This window comes from Anabaena sp. CCY 9613 (assembly GCF_963920895.1).
Classification (GTDB): domain Bacteria; phylum Cyanobacteriota; class Cyanobacteriia; order Cyanobacteriales; family Nostocaceae; genus Cyanocohniella.
Genome location: NZ_CAWUDE010000027.1, coordinates 13,497 through 38,894, shown reverse-complemented (window position 1 = coordinate 38,894; position 25,398 = coordinate 13,497). Strand labels below are relative to the sequence as shown.

The 25,398-nt window shown below is 39.4% G+C and carries 21 protein-coding genes; 7 read left to right on the top strand and 14 right to left on the bottom strand.

Annotation, left to right across the window (positions count from 1 at the left end; translation table 11 throughout):
* The first annotated feature begins 61 nt into the window (after positions 1 to 61).
* The 3 genes from ACM0OT_RS22430 to ACM0OT_RS22420 all read left to right on the top strand — a co-directional run bounded on the left by ACM0OT_RS22430 (position 62) and on the right by ACM0OT_RS22420 (position 5,628).
* The gene (locus ACM0OT_RS22430) at positions 62 to 1,594 is read left to right on the top strand and encodes a SagB/ThcOx family dehydrogenase (RefSeq protein ID WP_414566599.1); all 1,533 of its coding nucleotides are present in this window, start codon (positions 62 to 64) and stop codon (positions 1,592 to 1,594) included.
* Between the two features lie 247 nt (positions 1,595 to 1,841).
* Complete coding sequence (locus ACM0OT_RS22425; protein WP_414566598.1) at positions 1,842 to 4,097, top strand: PAS domain S-box protein; 2,256 nt, start codon at positions 1,842 to 1,844, stop codon at positions 4,095 to 4,097.
* Between the two features lie 22 nt (positions 4,098 to 4,119).
* Positions 4,120 to 5,628, top strand: a complete 1,509-nt coding sequence (locus tag ACM0OT_RS22420; RefSeq protein ID WP_414566597.1) for an ATP-binding protein — start codon at positions 4,120 to 4,122, stop codon at positions 5,626 to 5,628.
* A 19-nt stretch (positions 5,629 to 5,647) separates the two neighbouring features.
* Here the strand turns inward: ACM0OT_RS22420 and ACM0OT_RS22415 are convergent, their stop codons facing one another.
* Positions 5,648 to 7,006 (bottom strand): ABC transporter ATP-binding protein, encoded by a 1,359-nt coding sequence (locus ACM0OT_RS22415; protein WP_414566596.1) that lies wholly within the window; start codon positions 7,004 to 7,006, stop codon positions 5,648 to 5,650.
* A 143-nt stretch (positions 7,007 to 7,149) separates the two neighbouring features.
* Here ACM0OT_RS22415 and ACM0OT_RS22410 point away from each other — a divergent pair, with 143 nt between their 5' ends.
* The 4 genes from ACM0OT_RS22410 (at position 7,150) to ACM0OT_RS22395 (ending at position 10,263) form a co-directional block, all read left to right on the top strand.
* Positions 7,150 to 8,418 carry an FAD-dependent oxidoreductase gene (locus ACM0OT_RS22410; RefSeq protein WP_414566595.1) on the top strand — a complete coding sequence of 423 codons (1,269 nt, stop codon included), beginning with the start codon at positions 7,150 to 7,152 and terminating at the stop codon, positions 8,416 to 8,418.
* 247 nt (positions 8,419 to 8,665) lie between these two features.
* Positions 8,666 to 9,010, top strand: coding sequence for a hypothetical protein (locus ACM0OT_RS22405; protein WP_414566594.1), 345 nt, complete (start codon positions 8,666 to 8,668; stop codon positions 9,008 to 9,010).
* A gap of 81 nt (positions 9,011 to 9,091) precedes the next feature.
* Positions 9,092 to 9,505 (top strand): alternative ribosome rescue aminoacyl-tRNA hydrolase ArfB, encoded by a 414-nt coding sequence (gene arfB / locus ACM0OT_RS22400; protein WP_414566593.1) that lies wholly within the window; start codon positions 9,092 to 9,094, stop codon positions 9,503 to 9,505.
* 227 nt (positions 9,506 to 9,732) lie between these two features.
* Positions 9,733 to 10,263: a single-stranded DNA-binding protein gene (locus ACM0OT_RS22395; RefSeq protein WP_414566592.1), complete on the top strand. Its 531-nt coding sequence runs from the start codon at positions 9,733 to 9,735 to the stop codon at positions 10,261 to 10,263.
* 92 nt (positions 10,264 to 10,355) lie between these two features.
* Here ACM0OT_RS22395 and ACM0OT_RS22390 read toward each other — a convergent pair whose 3' ends face one another.
* The 13 genes from ACM0OT_RS22390 to ACM0OT_RS22330 form a co-directional block, all read right to left on the bottom strand.
* Entirely contained in the window at positions 10,356 to 11,135 is a 780-nt protein-coding gene (locus ACM0OT_RS22390; protein WP_414566591.1) for a COP23 domain-containing protein, read from the bottom strand.
* Positions 11,136 to 11,208: 73 nt separating this feature from the next.
* Positions 11,209 to 12,864 (bottom strand): M48 family metalloprotease, encoded by a 1,656-nt coding sequence (locus ACM0OT_RS22385; RefSeq protein WP_414566590.1) that lies wholly within the window; start codon positions 12,862 to 12,864, stop codon positions 11,209 to 11,211.
* A 187-nt stretch (positions 12,865 to 13,051) separates the two neighbouring features.
* A protein-coding gene (locus ACM0OT_RS22380) for an IS630 family transposase (protein WP_414566589.1) occupies positions 13,052 to 14,106 on the bottom strand; the annotation gives its coding sequence in 2 pieces (ribosomal slippage) (positions 13,052 to 13,711 and positions 13,714 to 14,106; 1,053 coding nt in all).
* 134 nt (positions 14,107 to 14,240) lie between these two features.
* Positions 14,241 to 15,188: an NAD-dependent epimerase/dehydratase family protein gene (locus ACM0OT_RS22375; RefSeq protein WP_414566588.1), complete on the bottom strand. Its 948-nt coding sequence runs from the start codon at positions 15,186 to 15,188 to the stop codon at positions 14,241 to 14,243.
* 291 nt (positions 15,189 to 15,479) lie between these two features.
* Complete coding sequence (locus ACM0OT_RS22370; RefSeq protein ID WP_414566587.1) at positions 15,480 to 15,749, bottom strand: hypothetical protein; 270 nt, start codon at positions 15,747 to 15,749, stop codon at positions 15,480 to 15,482.
* 73 nt (positions 15,750 to 15,822) lie between these two features.
* Positions 15,823 to 17,013, bottom strand: coding sequence for a glycosyltransferase family 4 protein (locus ACM0OT_RS22365; RefSeq protein ID WP_414566586.1), 1,191 nt, complete (start codon positions 17,011 to 17,013; stop codon positions 15,823 to 15,825).
* 31 nt (positions 17,014 to 17,044) lie between these two features.
* Positions 17,045 to 18,295 (bottom strand): glycosyltransferase, encoded by a 1,251-nt coding sequence (locus ACM0OT_RS22360; RefSeq protein WP_414566585.1) that lies wholly within the window; start codon positions 18,293 to 18,295, stop codon positions 17,045 to 17,047.
* Positions 18,296 to 18,538: 243 nt separating this feature from the next.
* On the bottom strand, positions 18,539 to 19,756 hold the full coding sequence (locus tag ACM0OT_RS22355) for a polysaccharide pyruvyl transferase family protein (RefSeq protein ID WP_414566584.1): 1,218 nt from the start codon (positions 19,754 to 19,756) through the stop codon (positions 18,539 to 18,541).
* A gap of 35 nt (positions 19,757 to 19,791) precedes the next feature.
* A complete protein-coding gene (locus ACM0OT_RS22350) occupies positions 19,792 to 20,850 on the bottom strand; it encodes a glycoside hydrolase family 88 protein (RefSeq protein ID WP_414566583.1) in 1,059 nt (352 codons plus the stop codon).
* A gap of 143 nt (positions 20,851 to 20,993) precedes the next feature.
* Positions 20,994 to 22,295 carry an ABC transporter ATP-binding protein gene (locus ACM0OT_RS22345; RefSeq protein ID WP_414566582.1) on the bottom strand — a complete coding sequence of 434 codons (1,302 nt, stop codon included), beginning with the start codon at positions 22,293 to 22,295 and terminating at the stop codon, positions 20,994 to 20,996.
* 2 nt (positions 22,296 to 22,297) lie between these two features.
* Positions 22,298 to 23,077: an ABC transporter permease gene (locus ACM0OT_RS22340; RefSeq protein WP_414566605.1), complete on the bottom strand. Its 780-nt coding sequence runs from the start codon at positions 23,075 to 23,077 to the stop codon at positions 22,298 to 22,300.
* 324 nt (positions 23,078 to 23,401) lie between these two features.
* Positions 23,402 to 24,370: a glycosyltransferase family 2 protein gene (locus tag ACM0OT_RS22335; RefSeq protein ID WP_414566581.1), complete on the bottom strand. Its 969-nt coding sequence runs from the start codon at positions 24,368 to 24,370 to the stop codon at positions 23,402 to 23,404.
* A 15-nt stretch (positions 24,371 to 24,385) separates the two neighbouring features.
* Complete coding sequence (locus tag ACM0OT_RS22330; protein WP_414566580.1) at positions 24,386 to 25,372, bottom strand: glycosyltransferase family 2 protein; 987 nt, start codon at positions 25,370 to 25,372, stop codon at positions 24,386 to 24,388.
* Positions 25,373 to 25,398 lie beyond the last annotated feature (26 nt).

Genomic DNA, 25,398 nt, shown 5'->3' with positions numbered 1-25,398 from the left:
AAAAAAAGGCTGATGAATGCCAAGATCAAAATAAGGATGCCCCAAGAGTATTTAAATTACTATGCCAGAAATACAACAATCCATTGCACAGCACTATCACGAACGGACTAAATATGATCCGGAAACCCTGGCCTCGAAAACTCAAGGATTAGACTGGGCTAAACAGCCAGTACCCTTTAAAGAGTACAAGATTGGCTCAACTTTAGATCTCAAACCTTACATCCAAGAAACACTAGAGACATTTGCGAATAACCCGGATGCTCAATGGTGGCAAAGACTTTCGCGGTTACTGTTTCGTAGCTATGGACTGACAGCGAGAATGCCTTCTATGGGAAGTGCGGTATATTTACGCGCCGCCCCTAGTGCTGGAGGATTGTATCCTGCTGAAGTATATGTAGTTTCCCGTGGCACACCATTATTACCACCAGGATTGTATAACTACCAATGTCGGACTCACTCTTTGATGCATTATTGGGAAAGTGACGTTTGGCAATCTTTGCAGGAAGCTTGTTTCTGGCATCCAGTTTTGGAAAGTACCCAATTGGCAATTGTCATTACCAGCGTTTTTTATCGTTCAGCATGGCGATATGAAGATCGGGCTTACCGCCGAATTTTTCTAGATGCGGGGCATCTCTTGGGCAATATTGAGCTAGCTGCGGCGGTTAATGACTATCGTCCACACTTGATTGGCGGTTTTGTAGATCAGGCTGTCAATGATCTACTGTATATCGATCCGCAACAAGAAGGCGCGATCGCTGTCTTACCTCTGGCAGACTTATTAGATATTCAACAAAATTTACCACTGGGATGCACAGCTTTACCTTCTAGTACCGAAACCAATTATCCGCCCATACCTGATGGTGAACTGCTGAAATATTTTCATCGCCACACCGAAATTCCAGCAGGTGTCACGGGCAAACTGAATTTACCGGTTGTCAAGCAAGAAAAATCTCTAGAAGATAAATATAACTTTCCTTTCTGTCTGAAAATTCCCACCGCTACCACACCGATTAACTGGGGAGAAAAACTATCGGACTTGGAACTCACTATGTATAAGCGACGTTCCACCCGTGCTTACAGCGGCGAAGATTTAAGCTTCGACGAACTCAAAAGCTTACTTGATTTCACCTATCAACCACAAAATTACATCGACCAAAGTTTAGACAATTCTCCAGATTACTTTGACCTCAACTTAATTGAAACCTTTATTGCCGTTAGTGGGGTGACAGGTTTGGAGTCAGGCTGTTACTATTACGCACCCAAAGCCCAAGAACTACGACAGATTAGGTTTAAGAATTTCCGGCGTGAGTTGCATTTTCTCTGCTTGGGGCAAGATTTAGGGCGAGATGCGGCAGCTGTACTATTTCATACAGCCGATCTCAAATCAGCGATCGCACAATATGGCGATCGCGTTTACCGTTACTTACATATGGATGCCGGACATTTGGGGCAAAGATTGAACTTAGCCGCAACTAATTTGGGTGTCGGTGTCAGCGGTATCGGTGGTTTCTTTGATGACCAAGTTAATGAAATTTTGGGTATCCCTGCTGATGAGGCTGTTGTATACGTCACAACGCTAGGAAGACCAAGATAAGATTGGGGAACTCGGGGCCCCTTTTGGGGATACGGGGCAATGGGGATGGGAAAAATCTGCCTGAGGAATGTGGATTTAATAAAATACAGAACCTCACCCCCAACCTTACCAAGGAGAGGGGAGACTTTGACGCAAGTCAAAGACGGTGTGAGGTCAAAAACTAGACTTGCATGTTATTTAATTCATGTTCCTTATTGCCCCACTTCACTACTTTTAAAATATTCTTTAAGTAAATTTAAAAAAATTTATGAATTTTAGTTTTATTTTTGATGATCATCCGCATCCTATGTGGATATATGACCGCCAGACGAGAAAATTTTTAGATATTAATGCCTCTGCTATTAAGGAATTTGGATATTCTCAAGCAGAGTTTCTAAAAATGCAAATTGCTGATATTCATCATCGGGAAGATGTTAGTTATTTACTAGAAACTTTATCTCAAAAAAAAACTGAATTGGAATTATCTGTTAAGTTAAAAAATAAGAATATTATTTATACTAAAGCTATTGTTTATGCAATGGAGTATGCTGAATGCGATGCTCTATTATTTGATGTTAAATCAATAAGTGATTGTCCGGCAAGTGAAGTGCAATTTCGAGCAATTGCTGAATCTCTCCCAGTACCATTAATGATTTATCGCTTATCTGATGGCTCAATTTTATATGCTAACCCAGAATTTATCCAAACTTTTCGATTTTCTCCAGAAGATTTAGTTAAACAATTATCTGTAGATTTAAAAGCAAAAAAAAACGATTTAACACCACTTTTAGAAGCATTTAGCCAACATGATTTGCAGCAAAATTATGAACTGCTACTCCAAAGAGCAGATGGAACTTCTTTCTGGGCGATCGCTTCGCGTCAGTATTTAACTTTTAACGACGAATCGGCTATATTAACTGTATTGTCGGATATTACTACCCATAAAAATACTGAAACCCAACTCCAAGAACAAAATGAGTTTCTGCAAAGCATTTTTGCTCGCATCCCATTGATGATTGCATTAATCAATGCTGATGGTAAGCTCCATTGGGTGAACCAAGAGTGGGAAAATACCCTGGGTTGGCAACTGCAAGATTGCCAAAACCGCGATATGCTTTTTGAGTTATATCCTGATCCTGAATATCGTCAATATGTCATCGATTTTATTCAATCTGCGGAACGCACTTGGGGTGACTTTAAAACTCAAGTTCGGGATGGTCGGGTTATTGATACTTCTTGGACTAATATAAATCTTGACAATGGACAAATTATCGGCATAGGGCAAGATATCACAGTACGCAAACAAACTGAAATAGTACTTAAGGCTCAAGCTGAACGAGAACAATTAATGCGAACTGTTGCTCAACGAATTCGTCAATCTTTAAATTTACAAGAGATTCTCAATGCCACTGTCAGAGAAGTACGAGATTTGCTGGGGGTTGATCGAGTCGTTGTTTATCAGTTCGCCCCAGATATGAGTGGTACAGTTGTTGCAGAATCGGTAGTAATCGGCTGGACAGTGGCTTTGGGTAAAACAATTGAGGATAACTGTTTTCAAACAGGTGCCGGCGCAGAGTATCATCATGGACGTAAGCGAGCGATCGCCAATGTTTATGAAGCTGGACTGACTAATTGCCATTTACAGTTGCTCGAACAATTTGAAGTTAAAGCTAATTTAGTGGTACCAATTCTCCTAGAAGTGGGTGGAGACAATGTTGGTTCTGGCTTGTGGGGTTTACTCATAGCACACCAGTGTTCTAGTCCACGCCAATGGGAAAAAAATCAGTTGGATTTGCTCGATCAACTAACAGTGCAAATTGCCATCGCCATTCAACAATCTAGCATCTACCAGCAAGCTCAAAATGAACTGGCTGAACGACAAAAAGCAGAAATGCACTTAAGAAGTGCCTTGCTAGAAAAAGAAGTTTTATTAAAAGAAATTCATCATCGAGTCAAGAATAATTTACAAATTGTATCAAGCTTATTACAACTCCAGTCACAAACACTCAAAGATGCAGAAATTATCAAAGTTTTTCGAGACAGCCAAAACCGCATTGACTCAATATCTTTAATTCACAAAAACTTATATACTTCACCTAACATTGGACAACTCGATGTTGCTGACTATATAGAAAATTTAGCAACTAGTATCCTGATTTCTTATCAGATAGTACCTGGAATAATTGAGCTAGAAACTCGCATAGATGCCATTAGTTTAAATGTTGACCAAGCTATTGCTTGTGGACTGATTATCAACGAATTAATCTCCAACGCCCTCAAACATGCTTTTTCTCAGCAACAAACAGGTAAAATAACTATTAAATTACACAATGTTGGCCATGTTATTGAAATGTCTATTAGCGATAATGGCATAGGTTTGCCAGAGAATTTAGACTTTAGTAACACTGATACGTTGGGTCTATCTTTAGTTCATGACTTGGCGATAGAACAACTAGAAGGCAGCATTACTGTAAAACGTAATCATGGCACAGTATTCACAATCCAATTTCCCCAGTTAACTTAAAGTTTGCATCAATAAATTTCCAATGGGTCAAGTGAGAATATTAGTTGTTGAAGATGAAGTGATTGTGGCTAGAACTATTGCTAGTCAACTTAATCAGTTAGGATACATGGTTACAGGTACAGCTTCTTCAGGAAAAGTAGCAATTTCCAAGGCATGGGAAACAAAACCAGAACTGGTTTTAATGGATATTATCCTCAAAGGTGATATGGATGGTATCGCCGCTGCTTCTTGTATTCGTGAGCAGTTAGGTATTCCAGTAATTTTTCTGACGGCTTATGGTGATGATGATACTTTACAACGTGCTAAACTCACTCAACCATTTGGATATGTTGTCAAACCATTTACTTCTAAAGATTTAAGAATAGCTGTAGAAATCGGTTTATTAAAACACAAACTAGAAAGCGATTTGCGGGAAAATCGTGACCGGTTAGCCACGTTGTTAAATTCCATGAGTGATGCGGTAATTGCCACCAATGAGCAAGCAAAGGTGACATTTATGAATCCTGCGGCTGAATTACTAACTGGCTGGCGACAACCAGATGCTTTGGGACACGATATATCAAGAATTTTTAATATTGTCGATGAAGTTACAGAAGCTGCACTAGAAAACCCAGTACTAAAAGTGCTGCGAGAGCAAAAGGTTGTATATTTAAAAGAATTCACATCTTTAGTTACGAAAAATGGTACCAAAGTACCCATTGGGGATAGTGCTTCCCCGATAATGCGACGCTCAAACGAGATCGATGGTGTAGTAGTAGTTTTTTGGGATCTTAGCGAACGCCGCCAAGCAAAGTTACTAGAGCAATCCTTGAATAAGGAACGAGAACTAAATAAGCTCAAATCTTTATTTATTTCTACAGTTTCTCATGAATTTCGTAATCCCCTGACGGTGATTCAAACAGCAGTAGAACTGATAGAACTGCAAGGAAATAATTTAACAGAAACTAAAAAAAACACCTACTTACGACGAATTAAAGGTGCGGTGGATTCCATGAAACAATTAATGGAAGATGTCCTATTCATGGGGAAATCTGATGTAGGAAAAATTGAATTTAACCCAACTTATTTAAGTTTGCAACAAGTATGTAGAGAAATAATTGCCGAATTTTCTGCTGTTGCTAGTGGTGGGCATCAAGTTATTTTTAACTGTCACAGTGAATTCTCAGAGGCTTGGATCGATGAACAACTTTTACAATACATATTTATTAATTTGCTTTCTAATGCGGTTAAATATTCTCCACCAGGTGAAAATATTCAGGTTGATTTAACCTATGATGCTATTAATGGGGCAGCCATATTTGAAATTAGTGATAAAGGAATTGGTATTCCTGAATTAGATCAGACTCGATTGTTTGAATCATTTTATCGAGCTTCTAATGTCCAATCAATTCAGGGTACAGGGTTAGGGTTAGTAATTGTTAAAAGGTGTGTTGAAGCTCATCACGGCACAATTAATGTTACTAGTCAAGTTGGTGTGGGCACGAAATTTACAGTAATTTTGCCACTCAATTATGAGGGAGATGGGGCGTAATACCCCATTCCCTTATCCCCTACATAAAGATGGCTAACTCAGTATTAGGGTCAAAAAAGTGAATTTTTTCGGGATTTAGCGATAACCATAATTGCTCACCAACGCGTACTAATCGATCTGGTGGAACTCGTACTTGTAGATATTTGTCTGTAGGGTTAATTGAAGATTCGGGTTCGGAAATTCTCACAGATACAAAGGAATCGTTCCCTAGATTTTCTACTAAGTCCACTTTTACAGGCAAGTTTTTAGTTGCAGGTACACTCAAAATTAAATGTTCTGGGCGAATGCCTAATAATATGGTTTGCCCATCATATTTTCGCAGGGCTGCACCCCAAGTTTCTGGAAGGGTGAAACGAAAATTGGCATGGGTAATTAATAACGGGGCGTGAAATTGTACAGGAATAAAATTCATCGGTGGTGAACCAATAAATTCGGCAACAAAACGGTTAGTAGGGCGGTTATAAAGTTCTAATGGAGAGGCAACTTGTTGAATCTGACCTTGATTCATAATGGCAATGCGATCGCCCATTGTCATCGCTTCGGTTTGGTCGTGGGTGACATAAATCGTGGTTGTTCCTAGTTGACGTTGCAATTTGACAATTTGGGCGCGGGTTTCCGCCCGTAGTTTGGCATCTAGGTTAGAAAGCGGTTCATCCATTAAAAATACTTGGGGATTGCGGGCGATCGCTCTGCCTAATGCCACTCTTTGTCTTTGTCCTCCCGATAGCTGTTTGGGTAAGCGATTCAGCAGAGTTTCCATTTGCAACAAATGAGCCACATTTCGCACCTGTTGATCTACCTGTCGTTCTTTGTCAGAAACATAACGCAGTCCTTTAGGTAACTGCCTCGTAACTCCCACTAAGGAATGTTCTACCCAATTAGGAAGTGATGAATGCTGATTTTCCCCCCTGCGCTCTGCCACGCCACTTGCTTTATGCCGGGGAACCCGTCCACCGCAGTGGCTCCCCTGCACCCCTGCTTCTGTCCCCCTCCGCCGTAGTCCAAAGGCGATGTTGTCATACACCGTCATATGCGGATAAAGGGCATAATTTTGAAACACCATTGCAATGTCCCGTTCTTTGGGCGGGAGGTCATTAATTAAGCGATCGCCTACCCAAATGTTGCCTCCTGTCATCGCCTCTAACCCAGCAATTAGCCGTAGTAAGGTACTTTTGCCACAACCAGAAGGGCCCACCAGCACCATAAATTCACCATCTGCAATGGTTAAATTAATTCGTCGCAAAACATTAATAGTTTCTGGTGCTTCTTGTGGTATGACGTTTTTTTGCCGATGACTGGCAGAAATTTGCGAGGCTACACCTTCCCCTCTACGCTGGGGAAAACTTTTATAAACATTTTCTAAAACAACTTGCGCCACGGGTATTTGGGGTAACGGTAATAGTTAGTAGTTAACAATAGCTGATTCCGCAAAGCAGAAAATTCAGCGCTCATGATATATGTTACCTGCGACTACGAAAAGTAAAAAAAATAGACCTTACCAGAAAAAGGCTATTACCCTAAATGTATGGAGTATTAGTAGGTGTGGTCATGACTACCTATGTAACTGAAAATCCTGCCCATGAAATTTTAGACTTACAAACCACAGATTGTTGCATTGTTGGCGGTGGGCCAGCCGGGGCTGTATTGGCTCTGTTATTGGCACGACAAGGTGTTTCTGTGATTTTGTTGGAAGCACATAAAGATTTTGATCGTGACTTTCGGGGAGACACAATTCATTCTTCAGTCATGGAAATAATGGAAGAATTAGGGTTAAGCGATCGCCTACTACAATTACCCCATGCTAAGATGCACCAGGTGAAAATTCGGACTCCTGATGATACCGTCACCTTAGCAGATTTTAGTCATCTCAAAACCCGCTATCCTTACATCACAATGATGCCTCAGGTGAAATTCCTCGAGTTCATCACCCAAGAAGCCCAAAAATATGCCAATTTTCAGTTAGTGATGAGTGCAAATGTCCAAGAATTAATTGAGGAAAATGGCGTAATTCAAGGTGTCCGCTATCGCGGAGGTGGTGGCTGGCATGAAATCCGGGCAATACTTACAGTGGGTGCAGATGGTCGCCACTCACGTTTGAGACAACAAGGTAATTTTGAGTCAATTAGTACATCACCACCAATGGATGTCCTATGGTTCCGCTTACCCCATCAGCCAGAAGATCCCGAAGGGGGAATCGGTAACTTTGCGCCAGGACGCATTGTGGCTATGCTTGACCGTGGAGATGAATGGCAAATTGCTTATGGGATTCCTAAAGGCGGTTATCAAGAGATTCGGGCTGCTGGCTTGGAAGCGTTGAAAAAATCTGTGGTAGAAGTTGTACCCAATTTCAGTAATTGCATAGATTATTTACAAGATTGGTCACAGGTTTTCTTTCTTTCGGTAGAATCTAGCCGCGTCAAACGTTGGTACCGTCCGGGATTATTACTCATTGGAGATGCAGCCCATGTGATGTCTCCTGTGGGTGGAGTGGGCATTAACTATGCCATTCAAGATGCTGTTGTGGCTGCAAATATCTTAAGCCAACCACTGCAAAATAAATCTGTAGAACTTGGTGACTTAGCAAAAGTACAACGCCAACGGGAGTTACCCACACGCATTATTCAAGGATTTCAAACCTTGATTCAAAAACGCATATTTGCCCCAATTCTCAAATCCCAGCAAACCTTTCAGATACCGCTTTTGTTGCGCTTACCCATTTTACGCGACCTCCCAGCACGGTTAATTGCCTTGGGGGTTTTTCCGGTTCACGTCCAAGAGACTAACAAATAAAAAAATCAAGAGGTGATGTCTACACTCCTCCAGCCTGATCCTGTTGTAGATGCTACGCAACGGGCGCTGCGCGATCCTTTAGAGTTAGAAATATCAGGAATGAAACAGAGATAGCATAGCAGTTAAAGTAAAGGTAAGGACATCAATTTATCAGAAAAACCTGACACCAAAAGACTTTCAACCCTTTTTTCTGCTATTTTTGCCTAAAATTCTAGAACCAAGAACAACCTCATAAGGATTACAGATAGTGCAAGTTCTCAAAAGAGCCATCAAACCAGACATTTACATATCGTTTCTCCACATCTATCAAACTACTTGGGGGATTGCAGGTGATATTTGTTTAATCCGTGAATCTGTAGCTAATTCCAGTGCATCGAAGTTTGTCGGTCACAAACTCAAACTAGCTCTGCCAAAAAGTCTGGAGCGCCATCGTTTAGCGGGCGTTCTGGTAATCAAAGTTGCAGGTAATGTAGGCGAGGGACATCCTAAAGATCACCCGGCTGAATGGGAGCTTTATGAAGGTGTAGATAGGGAACTAGGGATGGCGGCTCTGAAGCCTTGGGGCTTTAAATTGACGGATGAAACAGCCTAAAACAAAAGATTATCAGGCAGTCTACCCATTGTTTATTGATACTAACTGTAGTGATTGCACGGATAAAGTTATATATAAGTTATGCTGCAAATTTCTCATAAAATTATCATCCCCGATAGCGAAATCGACATGAGCGCGATTCGCTCTCAAGGTGCAGGCGGTCAAAATGTCAACAAGGTTGCTACTGCTATCCACTTACGCTTTGACATTGAAACTTCATCATTACCAGCTTTCTATAAAGAGCAGTTGTTGAAGTTAAATGACCGACGCATTACCCAGGAGGGAGTCATTGTTATTAAGGCTCAAGAATACCGTAGCCAGGAGCAAAACCGCCAGGAGGCTTTGCAACGACTTCAAGAACTTGTTAAAAGCGTAGTCGTACTCAAGAGAAAACGCAAATCCACCAAACCAACTCGCAGTTCTCAAAAAAAACGTCTTGATAGTAAAACTAAGCGAGGACAGATTAAGTCCGCCAGAAGGCAGGTAATTGATTGAATTTATTTCTGCCACCAGGTGGTACAATTATACTACTCATGCAGAATTTAATGCTCGTTTTAGTCAGGCGAATGTAGCGAATGGCATTTCTGGTGCTGTTCAAAACTATCGCTTGGCTTTTATGCTAAAAAAGACTCAACGCTCAAAGTATATGTAAGAAATTAATTCAGGCATATAAAAAAATTTAGGGAATAAGAACTACTTTAGTTTCCAGTTAGGAGGATTTCATGAACAGCTGCGTTTTAATGGCGGAAATCATTCAAGAACCGCAATTACGCTACACAGCCGATAACTTAGCGGTGACAGAAATGCTGGTGCAGTTTTCCAACTCCCAGCGCGCAGAAGACCAGTTAGTGACGTTGAAAGTTGTAGGTTGGGGAAATTTAGCCACAGAAATTCAACAAAATTACCATCAAGGCGATCGCGTGATTTTAGCAGGTCGCTTAGGAATGCACACTGTTGAGCGTCAAGAAGGGTTTAAGGAAAAACGTGCTGAATTGACAGTACAACAGATTCAATCTTTAGGCAGTAGTTTCAGCCCATCCACATCAGAAGTTACTGCGCCTGCAATGTCTCCTCAAGTTGAAGTTCCCAGTTATGATGCACCAAGCGCCATACCTACCCCAGCTAAAACTACGGTTGGTGTAGTACCTCAGGTGATAAATACAGAACCCATACCCCAAACTCCAACTTTTCAGCCCAGCAATTATCCTCCCGTAAAAGAACAAGAACCCGATCCAGATGACATTCCTTTTTAAAAGTAGGGAGCGGGGAGTAGGGAGTGGGGGGAGATGAGGGAGATAAAAACAAAGATGTTGGTACTCACCGAAAATATTTCCCCCCTGCTTCTTTATCTGAAATTACCAGGATTCAAACGTGCGGGGCCTTGAGGTTGAGGTTGTTGATTATTGCTGGTTGCATTACCTCGCAAAGTACCACCATCTTGAGGAGAAAGATAAGGTTTCAAATTAATCCCACTGCGAGATGAAGTCGGGCGATTATTGCCGCCACCTAGAAGTGAGCGACCTAAATTGTATAATTCAGTGACTCCGCTCCGGCGATCGCCATAGGTATTCACGGCTATGGTTTGCTGTCCACTATCAGCTGTGGTCAAATTTTGAAAAACGTTATTGCGAACAACAAAGGGATCTTGTCCACGGGGTACTGTCAAGACAATGCGACAGGCGCGATTAGCCTCAGTGGTTACACAAACGGTATTCTCGTTATTTTCTACAGCCGTTTGCAGTTCTTGTAAACCATCGGGGCGATATAATTCCAATCGGCTAGCAATGGCTTCACATCGTCTTTGGGGACTCCAACCACCACCCAAGGCCGCAGGAGCCGCCCAAGGAAAGAATTGACCAGGGATATTTTGTGGCTGATACATGACGGTGTACTGGCCATTGTAAAATTGACAGCTAAACCGAGTAGCAGTGTTAATAGGAGTTGACGGGGGGACACCTGTGGATGGGTTAGTTGGTGGTATTGATGTACCATCTGAAGGGATTGTAGGGACGACAATATCACCGAAAGTCGAGTCATCAAATTGGGCAAACGCAGCAGAATTACCCAGCAACAAAGATAAGCTGAGACTACTCAAAAATACAAACTTGAGGGATTGTGAGGACATGAATTATTCTCCAGCGAACATCAAGTAAACAATGGCTAGTTTTAGTGACGGATGATTTTGTGGTTTTGATTCTTTAAGAACCTTGTTTTTGTTGCTCTTGTTCTTTTTCTTTTCTTTCTTTCATTAACTGTTTGACTTGTGCTTGTACTTCTAGATGTCGCTCAACTCCTTCATAGCTATAGCGGTTATAGCCACCACGAGAAATCAAATTTTCTAAATAACTAACTCGTTCGCTACCACCTGGGTGGGAAGATAACCAAGTAGGAATAATATTTTTTTGTTGTTTTTCTAATGTCACCATTAAATTACGCAAGCCGTCAGCAGCATAGCCACTAGCCACAATCAAACGCGTCCCCAAATTATCTGCTTGACGTTCCATATCACGGCTGTAACTGAGAGAGAAAAGTTGACCGATGGTGCCGCCGAAAGGTAGATACTGGGTAACGTTAGCAATCAGATTACCTTGGGTAACTAATTGAAAGCCATGAGATAGTACTGTGTGGGCTAATTCATGACCTAGTAATCCAGCTAATTCTGCTTCGGAATTGGTTTTAGCGATCGCACCTGCATTAATAAAAATTTTGCCCCCAGGTAAAGCAAAGGCGTTGAGGTCTTCTAGCGGAATCACAAAAAATTCGTAATTAAATTCTTCGCGTCCCGCCGCCTTGACAAGTTTTTGCCCGATGTCATTCACGTAGGCTGTAACAGTTTCGTCTTCTACTAAATTCAACTGTCTTTTTGCCTGATTGGCCACCGATTCACCAATTTTTTCTTCCCCTTGTAGCAGCATGATAGTTGAGTCAAGGGCAGAAAATGGGCCTAGTAGACTGCCAGTCACAGCGTAACCTATGGCACCTGTGATGATGTTTGTGATGGTATTACCGCGAATCTCGGCGCGAATGTGGGATTTAAAACGGTTGAGATTTTCTTGCGCTAATTTACTGAACTTAGGTGCTTGGGGGTCATTGGGATTCAGCAAAGCGAATTGACGTGCCACCAAAGACGCTTCCATCCATTTTTTTTCATCAGTGAGAGCGTTGATTTTAGCTTGAATCAGTGTAGGCTGATTAGGATACAGCGAAACTGCACGCTCTAAAACATTTAATGCTTCTTGAGAGCGATCGTATTGTTTGAGGACTTCGGCAAAGCGAATATGACCAGGGATAAATTCTGGATACTGATCAACCAATAATTGCAGAGGTACTATAGTTCTGGTTTGCAGTTTCTTGGCAATTCCCGCCTCTGATTCTCGCCAATATACCTTACCCCCTGGGGAAAGTTGCGCGGGGTCAAGGATTGCGGCTTTCCGTTCTTGGGTGGTAACCGTTGTGCTAAAAGGTTCCTTTACCTGTCGATACAGTTTTTCTGCTTCTGCAATATTCCCTGCCAGAAACATTTTATCTGCTTTTATTAGTTTTTGCTGACGAGCAATCTCTTCAGGACTGAGTGTAGGTTCGGTGGGTTCCTTTGTCACTGACTCTGACTGTGGCGTTTCTACTTCTTCAGTCTTGGTTTCTGTCTGGCTGGACTCGCTTGTTTCCGGAGGAGGTGATATTTCGACTTGAGGGGCTGCTTCGGGTGTATTTGTAGTTTCAATAATGACAGGCGCAGCAGGTTCTTGTGCGGGGACAGGTGCTATGGGTTGCGTCAAGATAATCAACAGTGATGTACCCAGCGACAGCAACACCCAGTTCACAGCTAGCAGCAAAGACTTCCTGGTTCGTTTCATGGTGAATTTCACCTATGCAAAAGGCTCCTTTCTAATTTAGGAGCAATGACCCTGATCAGCATAGAGCGATCGCTGTTGTTTTACCAGACATTACCAGGAACGAGCGGGAGCATGAAAGCCCCTGAGAAGCAGCAACGTAGTTGCGTAAGTAAGTCGTGGAGAAAATTTATAAGTATGTAACAAACAATTAAGCAGAAGAATGAGAGTTAAATCTAACACGTTGTGTACTGTAGTTTCCCTTTGCTCCTCTTGTTTGAATTCCATCAATGACGGCATAAGCAAGGTCTAACTCATCTTCAAAAGTTTTCGCGGCTAGTTCATTTTTCTTGAGATGTTGCCACTCCAATTCAATTGGATTCATTTCAGAACAGTATTTGGGTAGAAAGAAGATATACAAACCCATTTCTTCCCACTTTGACCATAATTGCTGAACTTCTTTACATCGATGTATTGGGCCGTTGTCCTGCACGATGACTCTAATACGTCCAGATTTTTGAGCTTCAAGTGCTTCAAGTTCCATCATCTGAATATAAGACTGGCGTGAAACACCACCAATCACCAGACCGTAAACAAAGCTGACTATTGGTTGGAGGAAACCAATGATACTTAACCTTCTTCCCCGACGCTGACTTTGTTCTAGACGTTTTTGCTCACCTCGGAAGTAATAGCTATAGCTAGGTTCACTCCAGGCACAAAACCCTGATTCATCCACATACTTTAAATCTATTTCTCCAGCCGCCGCAGATAATTCCAGCATTTCTAAATCTGCCTGTTTGATTTGCTGTATTACAGGGTCTTGCTTTCCTTTGTGGCTTTTTCTAGTTCGCTTCCAAATGATCCCCTTTTTTTCAGTACCTGTCTTAACCAGTCAGGACTTAATTTTACCGAACGTTCTTGTTCTAACTTTTGGGCTAACTGAACGCTGTTATATGTGCGTGGTTCTTGCTCTAAACATTCTTCTAAAAACACTATGTCAGTTTCCGCCCACCTCGATTTTCCTCCCCGTCCTGGTTTCTCCCAAAGTCCTTCTAAACCTAGCTTCTCCCATTTATGCAACACTTCTCGTACCGTTTGTGCCGTCCAATTAAAGTGAGCTGCTATCTTCTCTACGTACCAACCATGTGCGCTCAATCTAATCACTTCTGCTCTGTCTTTCACTTTCTGAGGTACATCTGCCGTTCTCAGGTTCAACAGAGTTTTATCTTGCTCTCTAGTCAGAAATACCCTTAAACGGCTACCCATGTCGCTGTTACCTTTGTAAACGCATTGTACGTATTTACTTATCTTTACATAGTTTGATTTTTTCACCTCGTTCTACTTACTTCGTGCAATTCAATCTTTTGTTCAAATACCAACAGCCAAACTTAAAGAACGAGTTAAGCAACTTTTGCTTCGTCGAACTGATGTTGAGAAGTAAGAATCTGTAAACCTGATTTTAGCGACCACTGAGGTATGAAATCTAACAATGAAAATGTATTTGAAATATCAGCTTGTGAATGCTGAATGTCTCCTGAACGAGAAGGCATAAAATTAATTTCTGATTGTTGTTGAGAAAAACAAGTTTTGAGAATATCAACCAACTCAATCAGAGAAGTATGTGTGCCATTACCTAAGTTACAAATTAAAGAAGATCCAGATTTTAGGGGAGTAATTAAAGCTTTAGTAAATCCATTTGCCACATCTTTAACATATATAAAGTCTCGTGTTTGTGTTCCATCTCCATATATAGTTATGGGTAAACCTTGCTGCATAGCATCTACAAAGATAGAAATTACACCAGAATATTGGGAATTAGGTTGTTGTCTAGGGCCAAATACATTAAATAGGCGCAATCCTACAAATGAAAAACCTAATTGTTTGGCAAATAACCTGGCATATTGTTCACATACCAGTTTTTGTAAGCCATAGGGAGAAATAGGATAAGTCCGTTGATTTTCTGAAATTGGTAGTTCCTTGGGAGTACCATACACAGCGGCGGAACTGGCAAAAACTAGTCTGGGAATGTTTAAGGCTTGACAAAGCTGAATTATGGCGATTGTGGCTGAAAGATTATTGTGATGCGCCTGTAGTGGTTGCAGCCAAGATTGGGTAACCGATGGTGTCGCGGCTAAATGAGCGATTCCATCAATTTCCTCAGTGAAATCTTGGGGTTGACATTGAGATACATCTTTGATTAGTAGTTTAAGATGAGGATGCTCAGGTAAGTTTTGCAAATTACCTGTCGATAGGTTATCAACTACAGTGACATGATGACCATCTGACAACAGCTGTTCTGTAAGATGAGAGCCGATAAAGCCAGCTCCACCAGTGACAATAAAATGCATAATTTTGCGTTGTGTTAAAAAACAAATATTTCCATCAAGTTTGGAGGTGAACCTAAGTCCATCTCTGCATTACTCTGTTTCCTATCCGTCCAAACAAAGTTTATTTATTAAGTAAATTCTCTCCCAAGCAGTTTAAGAAACTTAGACGTGCAGTGGACTCTTTCCCTTTTTGGTCGGCTGCTGTGTGACAACAACTATGGCTGTCTGAACCGGATCGGTTAGGTAACGAACGTAGTGATACCCTTCACCTGTAATTCCTGCGATTGCTTCGTAGTAATGCCATGCGTAATACTATAGGCATACATGAAAACCATATTTGGCAGCAAGCGATCGCATTTGCTGAGTATCCAATTTTCTCAGATGTCCTTCTTCAGGAAGACCTAGTTCCAAAAGCAGTTCATACACACGTCTCTTTTTTCGGGTAGGCCATTCATCCATGTAATCGCCTTGATAACGATTGTTATAAAATTGGGATGCGTTATTTATATCGTTAAGCTCTAACTGTAAAATACCGCCAGGTTTCAGGATGCGGTAGAGGTTTGCAAGATCTGTCTTTTTCATGTATCTATTCTCCTCGGTAAGTATTTAGTCAATATTTATGTATTAATTACTTAATTTACAGATATTTCTATATTTAAGCAGATTTATGATTTCTAATAATTCCTTCATAGTAAACCAGGAGTTCTTTCACTGTTTTTTCAATAGCAAATTCCTGAATTTTCCACTTTGCTGCTTGACCAATTTCATTCAACCTAGGGTGCATCCATACTTCATTTATTTTGGTAGCTAGTGCATTTACTTCACCCACGGGTACAAGAAAGCCTGTCTCTCCTTCGATCAGCAGTTCCTCAAAACTAGCACCAACTGTCCCGATGATAGGTTTACCCAATCCCATAGCTTCTAAACAAGCATTAGGTAAGTTGTCAATTAAAGAGGGTAGGACAACAAGTTTAGCGCCAGCAATGACAGGATATAGCTGGTTATGGGGTATCGGCTGAATAAATATGAGTCGTTCTGTATATTGACTACATAAGGAAAGGGCATATTCCTTCATAGAAGGTGGTACGTCTTTACCTACAAAAACAACATAACAGTCTGGATACTTTTTAAATACTTGAGGGAGCGCTTGAGCTAATATATGAACTCCTTTATGGAGTTGAAAACGACCGAAAAATAGCAAGTATTTTTTGCCTTGTAAGTATTCATTAAAGATAGAGTAATCCCAATTCAACGTTTCTAAGTAAAAAGGTGTGCGAATTACCCGAACATGATTGATTTTTGCTTTTTCGGCTAATATTTTCTTAAGGGTATAACTTGGTGCATAAATATGTTTTATATGATGCATCTGTAGCCACTCTAAGTATTCAATAATTCGCTCATCGCGATTGCGTGGTGATCCAGACATTTCCAGCCAGATTGGACGATATGAAGAAATACGTGTTACCTGTGGAATAGGCAAAAGAAGGCCTGAAACCACACCACACGCATTCCATTCGGGAAACTGAACAATATTGAAAGGCTGTTGCTTGTGTAATTCTAAAAGTTTGCGATAAACCTGAAAGCTAAAGGCCAAACATTGTGTTGTTTGGGGAATACGGTATCGAGTTACTTGATTTAGTCGTTGTTGGATTTTTCCTGAAGTTAGGCGATGAATATAAATACCTTCATGTTCATATTCACTTTGATCAATTTCTGAGAGGACAACAATATGAACCTCATGCCCTAAAGAAACTAATGCTTTAGCTACTCGATGTAGATAGTTCGCCAAACCACCACTAAAATATTTTTCAGTTACATATTCTGTCGTAGCAAATCCAATACGCATATTTGTTGATATGAATTAAAATGAGTAAACTTTATTTTTTACAAATTGTAGTGATGCCAATACCAACTTCACTCTCTCCAGATGAAGTTGAAGCCCTAGTTTCTAACTCCTCCAAGGCTGCGTACAAAATACGATGTCCTTCATCCAGCCAAGTTTTGTAAGCGGCTTTTCCTGCTAAAGCTGTATGCCTGCGTATATCTGAATCTTGCAGTAGTTTCAATGCTTCTACATAATCTTGGATGGTGCGACAAACGTAGTAAGCTTCTTGTAATGGTTCAACACCACGAAAGGTTTGGTAACTACCTACCACTGGCAAGCCAGAAGCTAATGCCTCTACCATTTTAATTTTACAACCCCATCCAATTTCGATTGGAAGACATGTAATATCCATATCTTGCATGAAAGCCTGCAAGTTTTCGACATAATCGTGAATTAAGAGAGTTTTTGAAGCATATTTGCCATACATCTCATAACTACCCCATCCTACTATATGGAACCGAAAAGCCCCAGGCATTGTTGCTTCTACAGCAGGAATAATTTCATTTATAAGTTTATGGGAACCCCTAATAGTTGGTTCATTACCTTCAGCGTGTATACCTACATAGATAATATCTAGTGGAGTTTTATCTTCTTTGATAGGAATTGTTTCACCGTCTACAAAGGGTAGAACCCAATCTTTACTAACAGAGCCTTTATAAAGTTTGGACATAAAGCGTAGATCGCTGTGAGAAATAAAAAAAAGACGATCTGCAATACGGTACATAAGCTGCTCTTTATAGAACATTTTAACAAGGTTCGAACACAGTCCTATAGAGCATGAAAAAGCTCTTTTTGGAAAGCTATAACTTTGCCAAGTCAACCAAGGTCTGCTTGTCAGGGTCTTATCAATCAGATGAGGTAATTCAAAATTATGTGGGCGAAACCAAAGCTTTGCTCCATTTATATTTAGTGCAGCGACTAGTGAGGAAAAATGGGCATACTCACACCAAACTACTTGAGGCTGGTATAAATCAATTAGATTTTGCAGTGTTGATATGGTTTGTGGGTGTTCTTTCAACGCCCAATAATCAACTCTTCGTTGAACAGCATGGCAAGTAATATCTATAGGTACTTGATTATTAAATGTTTTTAAATCTGATTCTGTTGTCCATCCACATACTATTAAAACTACTCGCCAACCCGCACTATGAAAGAAGTTAATATGACCCCAAATATCGCGCTTATTTCCTTGGTTAGGAGGATATGGTATGTCTGGGCTAATTACTACAATTGTTTTTGTCATTTTTATTTATAGATTGGAATTAAGAGTATTTAATCATAAATACCAATTTTCCTGAGACTTTGTGTTAAAATATTCCGGTATATGGTTTTTATTTTTTGATAGAATGAACTGACCAATTGATTCCTCATAATTAAGATTAATTTTCTGTTGTTTTATTAAGATTTACTCCAAGATTTTAGTAATTTAAGTTATTTAAAAAACTGTAGTTTTTAAGCGAAACATCAGTTTTTGACAAAGCAGGAGTTAATGTACTGCCTCCAAAAGTAAATCAAAATTATTAGATGCTTTATCTTTTACTTTTGGGAGCTCATTTTGAATACGCAGAGAAACCTGTTGACGTTTTTCCCAACAATCGCGTATTGTTTCACAAGCTAGATCGGGATTCATAAAATTCTCAATAGGAATTAGTAATCCTTGATTTAATAAATCAATACCAACAAGATCGGCCATAATACCCTCTGCTTTAACTGAGTAGCCCACTGCAACCGTGCAAACCCCACTGCATAGACCAGCTATGGCAGCATGGGTACGTTCAGCAATAACGAGATCACAAGCAGAAATTAACCCCTTAAATTCTGATGCTGTATGGTCTGCCCCAGCAATATGAACTCTGGGGTTATAGTTCAATTCTCTAAGCAAAAGAGTAGCAAGAATTCGATCGTCACTTTTTGGTACAGGCTTTTGAACGTGTGGGATGATAAGTACCTCAGCATCAAGTTCATCAAGGATCATCATCACAACCTTTTTCCAGGCTTTCAAATGCTGAGTGTAATCCAAACCTGATGCGTAACCACAGATTCCTTGGCTAGTCGAAATAGCAACAATAGGGCGATCGCCTGTGATGCCGTAACTCTTCAGCATATTATTCACTTGCTCTACAGGTGGTGCTGGCAATAGAAATGCTGGATCAGCAGTTAGTTTAACTAATTCTGGAGAAAGACCAAGGTCTTCAGTTAAATATTTATAAGTCAGCTTTTCGCGTACAGTGATCAGCTTTGAGTAACGTGCAACCTCAAGCCATGATTCAGCTTGCTCGTCCGTCTTGTAGGGGCTAATGGACTGAGCCAAAAAAATTATAGGTACACCAGCTTCTAGTGATAATTTCAATGGTTTGAGGTGAGGCGAGATGTCATATTCAGGACTAAAAACATCACCACCAGATGCGATAACAGCTGAGGCGTTATGAATTAAAGGAGAAGTTGAAGGTAATTTATACAAAGGCAGGAGTTTTGCCAATAAACGCTTTTTAGGACTTTGGGGTAAAGCTTGTAGGTGCTTACTTTCTAATTCCAAATTAACATTATAATCTTGTAACCGAATTTTATCGTAGTCAGGTGTTGGTGTTAGAAGACTTATTTCTATTTTTGAATTGCGTTGGCGTAATTGCTCAATTGTAGGTATGACGAATGCCTCAACCCCTCGATTGTGCATTCCTGTGATTCCTGTAATAAGTACTTTCATAAGTAAAAATTTCTATGTGATATTTAGTTATTATCCTAGTTTGCAAAATATAAAGATCCAAAAGCAGTTGCCATTCCTTGTAACCAAGGTTGAGGTCCAAAAGTATTAGGATACAAACCTAAACCCATGCAATCTGAGAGTGAACCGTCTATCAACCCATTTGGATGTGTAACTTCGATGATTCCTTTTATGGCCTTTTCAGTTACTGTACTAAATGAGTTATCTAGGATACCCGCCTTAATACCTCTAAGAATGCTATAGCCAATGAAACTTGTGGCAGAGCTATCTAGTTTATTTACTCGAAGAGGAATTGCCCAATTCCAGTGACCATCTTCACGTTGAAATTTTCTCAAAGAATTTGCGGCAGATATATAAGATTCTACTAAAAAACAGTAATTGGGGTGATTTTTGGGAACTTCAACAATAGTATCGATTAAACCTAATATATACCAACCTGTACCACGCCCCCAGCCGTGCATACCTAGCCTTTTAGCTCCATCTGCATAATATCCATGATATGGAAGATGAGTATCACTATCAATGTTAGCTTCAATAAACTGCTTGAGCTGATTTAGGCTTAATTCTAATGCGTTTGAATTTCCATAAGAACTTGAGTATTTAGCCAAAAATGGACAAATCATGCCTAGTGTATCTACAAGATTTTGATTCATTTTGTTGTAAGGAAGACAACCATCTAATTCACGAGGTAAAGTAAATAATAAAGTATTTAAAATTTCTTCAATTGCTATCTTATATAGAGGATATTGTGTAATTTGATCAAGATAAATTAGAGAGTAGCCTTTCATAGCTTGAGGTACTGACTCAATTTGTTTCTTCCAGTTCCCATTTTGATTTATTTGATAGTTATAAGCTTGTTTTAAAGCTATTAATGTATGCTCATCTGATGTCAATTTATGATACCATATAGCCCCTAGAGCATTTACAGCCATAGGCCACCTTTCATCATATGTCTTATGGTTATGATTATTTCGTATTTTTGTGGGTATAAAATCTAAAAATCTGTTCTTAAAATTATATTTATGTTGAATAAGTTCTTGATTATTTATAGCTGCTATTGCCTGCAACCATTCCATACTATTGTTCATATTAATAATGTTCTTGTTAGGGCTATTTGCTATAAAAATTTTTGAATTAAATATCATTTTGAATAAAATTATTCAGTTGATTTGCAAAACCACTATATATTAATGCTTTAATAGAACTTGTCTCATTCATTTCAAACAGAATTCTCAACACCTACGATATTCCAAGTTCGTGGCTGATAAAATAAACATGTATTGTTATTTTCTTTAGCGTTTACTTTAAATCTCAATGATTCAACAGAATCTAGATGATACAATTTGTCTTTTTTTACATAAATAGCCATAATATATGCCCCAAGCCTTAAACCAAGGTAAGGCATTTCTATTTGTACTTCATGTTCTCCTGGTAAAAAAGATAATGGATTTCCATCGTTCGCACTGTTAAAGAGTAAAATTCTTTCTCCTCCTTCTGCTAATCCACTAATCGAAATAGTTAAACCAACATTATCAATCTTTTCGGAAATTTTGCATCTAATACAAAAATAAACATGTTCACCACTTACAGGTATTTTAATAATTTCTTTTTGACAATTTTTGAAATAAACGGCAAGTATTTCAAAACCTGTATTTTCTCTGTTAGTTTTTTTGGTAATGGAAAATAATCCTACAGATTTTTCTACCTCTTGCCCAATAAAAAGATCCTTTTCATACTGATTAACAATTGAACTTGTGTCACTAAAACCCAAAAACTTACCTGGTGCAAGATATACTGAAGAATTACATATAGTTAATATTACATGGGAGTTATGGCTAACTAGTATAAAAGACGTTCCTTGCTCACGAAGTTTATGTAGCTTTTGAAAACATTTACCTCTGAAGCGGCTATCTCCCACTGCTAATACTTCATCAATTAGGAGAATATCTGGTTCAGTATGAATAGCACTTGCAAATCCTAACCTTGCAGCCATTCCAGAACTATAACTCTGCACTGGCGCATCAATCGCATCACCAATTTCTGCAAACTCTATAACTTCATCAAATATCTCATCAATTTCCTTTTTAGACAATCCCAAAATTGCCATATTGGCATAAATATTTTCTCGTCCTGTCAAAATAGGATTAAATCCTGCTCCCAAGGCAATTAATGGCGCTACTCGACCATTAACTTCTACACAACCAGTATCTGGCTTAATCAAACCTGCAATAATCCGTAGTAGTGTTGATTTTCCACTACCATTTTTCCCCACTAAGCCTAATGCTTCTCCTCGACGCAATTCAAAACTGACATTATTTAGCGCCCAAAATTCTTTTTCTCGCAGTTTATCACTCTTTTCTCGTAGCCCGAATAATTCGGCGGTAATATCCCGAACACCATACATCAAAGATCGCTTTAAATCTCGACAAAACTTTTTAGAAACTCCCTTAACTGAAAGGACAATATCACTTTCATTAGCCTGTGATTTTGCTGCTATTGTTTGCTCATTGATAATTGTCATAATTATGAACTAATCCTCTCAATTACAAAAGGCATTGCTAAACGATAAATAATCCAAGCTAACAGTAATCCTAAAATTGCAATTAAACTCGCTACCCAAAATCCTTGAGGGTCAGAAATTACGCCTATTGTTGCTAATTCTCGCGTTGTTACTAACAAAGGTGTAACCGGATTTAGCTTCAAAATATTGCCAAATACTCCTTGACTGGGAACTGGATAAACTACTGGTGTAAGAAATAACCAAAATCCAGTAATCAAGGTTAATCCCCTAGAAAAGTCCTGGTATAAAGCGCTCATTGGTGCTAGCAACAGACCAATAAAGATTCCTAGCAATACTAAATGAATCAATGCTACTGGCGCTAGAATTACACTCCAAGTAACGGGGATTTGAAACCAGATAAATAAGCCCAAAATTAAGATGAGCTTGATGCCAAAGTTAAAGAATACTTCTCCTAATTTGGCAACAATCAATGCTTCATGGGGAAAGTTAATTCTTGCCAACATTGACTTGGCATTTGTTATTGCTTGGGGCGGCCCATTTAATGCCTCTGTGAAGGTTTGCCACAGTGTCATACTGAACATGACATAGGCAGGATAAGGTAACTCTGTATTACCAATATTGATAACACCATTACTTTTGGCAAAAGTAAAACCAGCTGCCGTAATTATTGGCGGAATAAATGCCCAAAAAATTCCTAGAAATGATTGACGATATTGAGCGCTAATATCTCGTACTAAGAGTCGCCAAGCTAATTCTTGAGATGCTAATAAATCTCGTCCCATTTCTTTAAAGAACTTAAAGGGATGTCGGATTCGACTTTCAGATGTGTAGACTAATTTAGTTGGTCTTAATTCCGCTTTTTGTATTTGCTGAGAGCGTTTATTTTTCAATTGACTCATATATAAATCCCATAACTGGAATCATGATTTTCACTAAATTGAACATAATCGATCAATGACAACATTGCTGTTACATACTATCTGAGTCTATAAATAATTCATAAGAAATGTGATTGATCACGAATATTGATTTGTTTAATTCATACAATTAATACTCTGTGATAACTTTGGTTTGTTTTAAGAAATATTAGGTCTGATTACCAAACTTTAGGTATTACTGAATTTGAAATCTTTATGTAAGATTTTATTCTTTAAACTACGCTTGAGTGAGCGTATAGCAGCATATTTATCTGCACCAATATAGTGGGTAAAAAATATTCCCCAACTCAAATGTATAAAATTCTTAGATAAACGTAAATTAGGGTTATGTAAAAGTGCTTGATTTCGGCAATAAATTGCTTGCTTGTAGTTACCGCTGTATAAGGATACCCAAGCTTGGTAGCGGTAAAAATAGGCATAGGCTCTGTTTCTCAAATACAGCAACTCTAAAGGAACAGATTGAAATGCTTTCTCAATAACTATCCGCGCATTAGTAAGCATATGCTGACAGTCTTTAGACATATTTTGACTATGCTGACGATAAAGAGTTAAAGGTTCTTTAATTACTGCAAAAGGATAACGATAAGCAATACGAATCCACATATCCCAATCAGCTGTACCAGATAAATCACGAGCAAATACACCGATAGTTTCAAAGCAACAACGGCGGACTATTGCTGCACCACTACTAACTGAATTGATTACAATAATTTGCTCCCAGATATTTCCCTCTAAATGGGGACTCCATTGTTCACCTGTAGGTTTATCTGTTTCATCAATTAAAATTGTCCAATTATGTACCAATCCCACAGATGGATTATCCTCGAAGCAACGGACTTGTTTCTCCAGCTTTGTCGGTGCCCATAAATCGTCAGCATCTAAAAATGCTATATACTCACCTTGTGCCTGAGCAATGCCTGTATTGCGCGCTCCCGACAGCCCTTGGTTTTCCTGCGAAATTACTTTAACACGCTGATCTGTCACACTAGCAGACCAGTCTAAAATACAATCTGAACTGCCATCATTAATAATTAAAACCTCAAAATCTGTGAAAGTCTGCCTTAAAACACTCTCTAAAGTTTTTGGCAGATAAGTCATCGCATTATAAGCGGGAATGACAACGGAAACCTTAGGCATATTTTAATCCATTATTTAATAAACTAAAGATAAAATAACCGAAATTGATTTTGCAACCTTTAAAAATTGCCAGCGAAAAAAATGGGTTAAACTTCGCACTCCCTCGTAGCCATGTGAACCAAACCAGCGTATTAACAAGATTGCTAAACTCAAACGGATAAATTTATCTGAATAGCGGATTTTCGGATGATGTAATATAGCTTGCTGCCGGAAATAAATTGCCTTTTTGTAGTTGCACTCATCTATAGCGACCCATGCTAAACCTAAGTTGATACTGGCATAAGTTCGGTTTCTCAAATGTAGTAGCTCTAAAGGTGCAAACTGAAATGTTTTCTCTATAAAAGTCCGCAAACCATGAATCATTCCCTCACGATTTTTGGTTGTATTTGTAGAATGCTGTCGATAGAGTGTCAAAGTTTCTTTGACTACTGCAAAGGGATAAATAGCAGCAATCCTCAACCACATATCTATATCTTCTGCAAAAGCTAAGTTTGGATCAAATACTCCCACTGTTTCAAAACAACAACGCCGCACCATTGCTGAACTGCTATGACACGTTTCATCAGTTTCTAGAAGTTTTTGCCATACATTACCTTCTGCATGAGAAGCATAAATTCTGCCGATAGGATTTTTATTTTCATCAACTAGAATTATCCAGTTATAAACTAAACCCACCGTTGGTTTATTATCTAAACAACGTGCTTGCTTTTCTAATTTAGTTGGCTCCCATAAGTCGTCAGCATCCAGAAAGGCTATATATTCGCCTTGAGCATGAGCTATACCAGTGTTACGTGCTATGGATACACCTTGGTTTGCTTGCGAAATCAATTTTACTCGTGGGTCTAGCAGTTGAGTAGCCCAGTCTAATATATGGTCTGAGCTACCATCGTTGATAATTAAAACTTCAAAATCTGTAAAGGTCTGCTTTAAAACACTGTCTAAAGTGTCTGGTAGGTATTTCATCGCATTGTAGGTTGGGATGATAACAGAAACTTTTGGCATTTGTTCGCCCTCTATATAAATATTTG

Coding starts and splice junctions, on each gene's coding strand:
- ACM0OT_RS22340 (WP_414566605.1), bottom strand. CDS start 23,077: ATGGGACGAGATTTATTAGCATCTCAAGAATTAGCTTGGCGACTCTTA.
- ACM0OT_RS22420 (WP_414566597.1), top strand. CDS start 4,120: ATGGGTCAAGTGAGAATATTAGTTGTTGAAGATGAAGTGATTGTGGCT.
- ACM0OT_RS22365 (WP_414566586.1), bottom strand. CDS start 17,013: ATGCGTATTGGATTTGCTACGACAGAATATGTAACTGAAAAATATTTT.
- arfB (WP_414566593.1), top strand. CDS start 9,092: ATGCTGCAAATTTCTCATAAAATTATCATCCCCGATAGCGAAATCGAC.
- ACM0OT_RS22425 (WP_414566598.1), top strand. CDS start 1,842: ATGAATTTTAGTTTTATTTTTGATGATCATCCGCATCCTATGTGGATA.
- ACM0OT_RS22385 (WP_414566590.1), bottom strand. CDS start 12,864: ATGAAACGAACCAGGAAGTCTTTGCTGCTAGCTGTGAACTGGGTGTTG.
- ACM0OT_RS22375 (WP_414566588.1), bottom strand. CDS start 15,188: ATGCATTTTATTGTCACTGGTGGAGCTGGCTTTATCGGCTCTCATCTT.
- ACM0OT_RS22335 (WP_414566581.1), bottom strand. CDS start 24,370: ATGCCTAAGGTTTCCGTTGTCATTCCCGCTTATAATGCGATGACTTAT.
- ACM0OT_RS22370 (WP_414566587.1), bottom strand. CDS start 15,749: ATGAAAAAGACAGATCTTGCAAACCTCTACCGCATCCTGAAACCTGGC.
- ACM0OT_RS22345 (WP_414566582.1), bottom strand. CDS start 22,295: ATGACAATTATCAATGAGCAAACAATAGCAGCAAAATCACAGGCTAAT.
- ACM0OT_RS22395 (WP_414566592.1), top strand. CDS start 9,733: ATGAACAGCTGCGTTTTAATGGCGGAAATCATTCAAGAACCGCAATTA.
- ACM0OT_RS22330 (WP_414566580.1), bottom strand. CDS start 25,372: ATGCCAAAAGTTTCTGTTATCATCCCAACCTACAATGCGATGAAATAC.
- ACM0OT_RS22410 (WP_414566595.1), top strand. CDS start 7,150: ATGTATGGAGTATTAGTAGGTGTGGTCATGACTACCTATGTAACTGAA.
- ACM0OT_RS22350 (WP_414566583.1), bottom strand. CDS start 20,850: ATGGAATGGTTGCAGGCAATAGCAGCTATAAATAATCAAGAACTTATT.
- ACM0OT_RS22390 (WP_414566591.1), bottom strand. CDS start 11,135: ATGTCCTCACAATCCCTCAAGTTTGTATTTTTGAGTAGTCTCAGCTTA.
- ACM0OT_RS22430 (WP_414566599.1), top strand. CDS start 62: ATGCCAGAAATACAACAATCCATTGCACAGCACTATCACGAACGGACT.
- ACM0OT_RS22355 (WP_414566584.1), bottom strand. CDS start 19,756: ATGAAAGTACTTATTACAGGAATCACAGGAATGCACAATCGAGGGGTT.
- ACM0OT_RS22360 (WP_414566585.1), bottom strand. CDS start 18,295: ATGACAAAAACAATTGTAGTAATTAGCCCAGACATACCATATCCTCCT.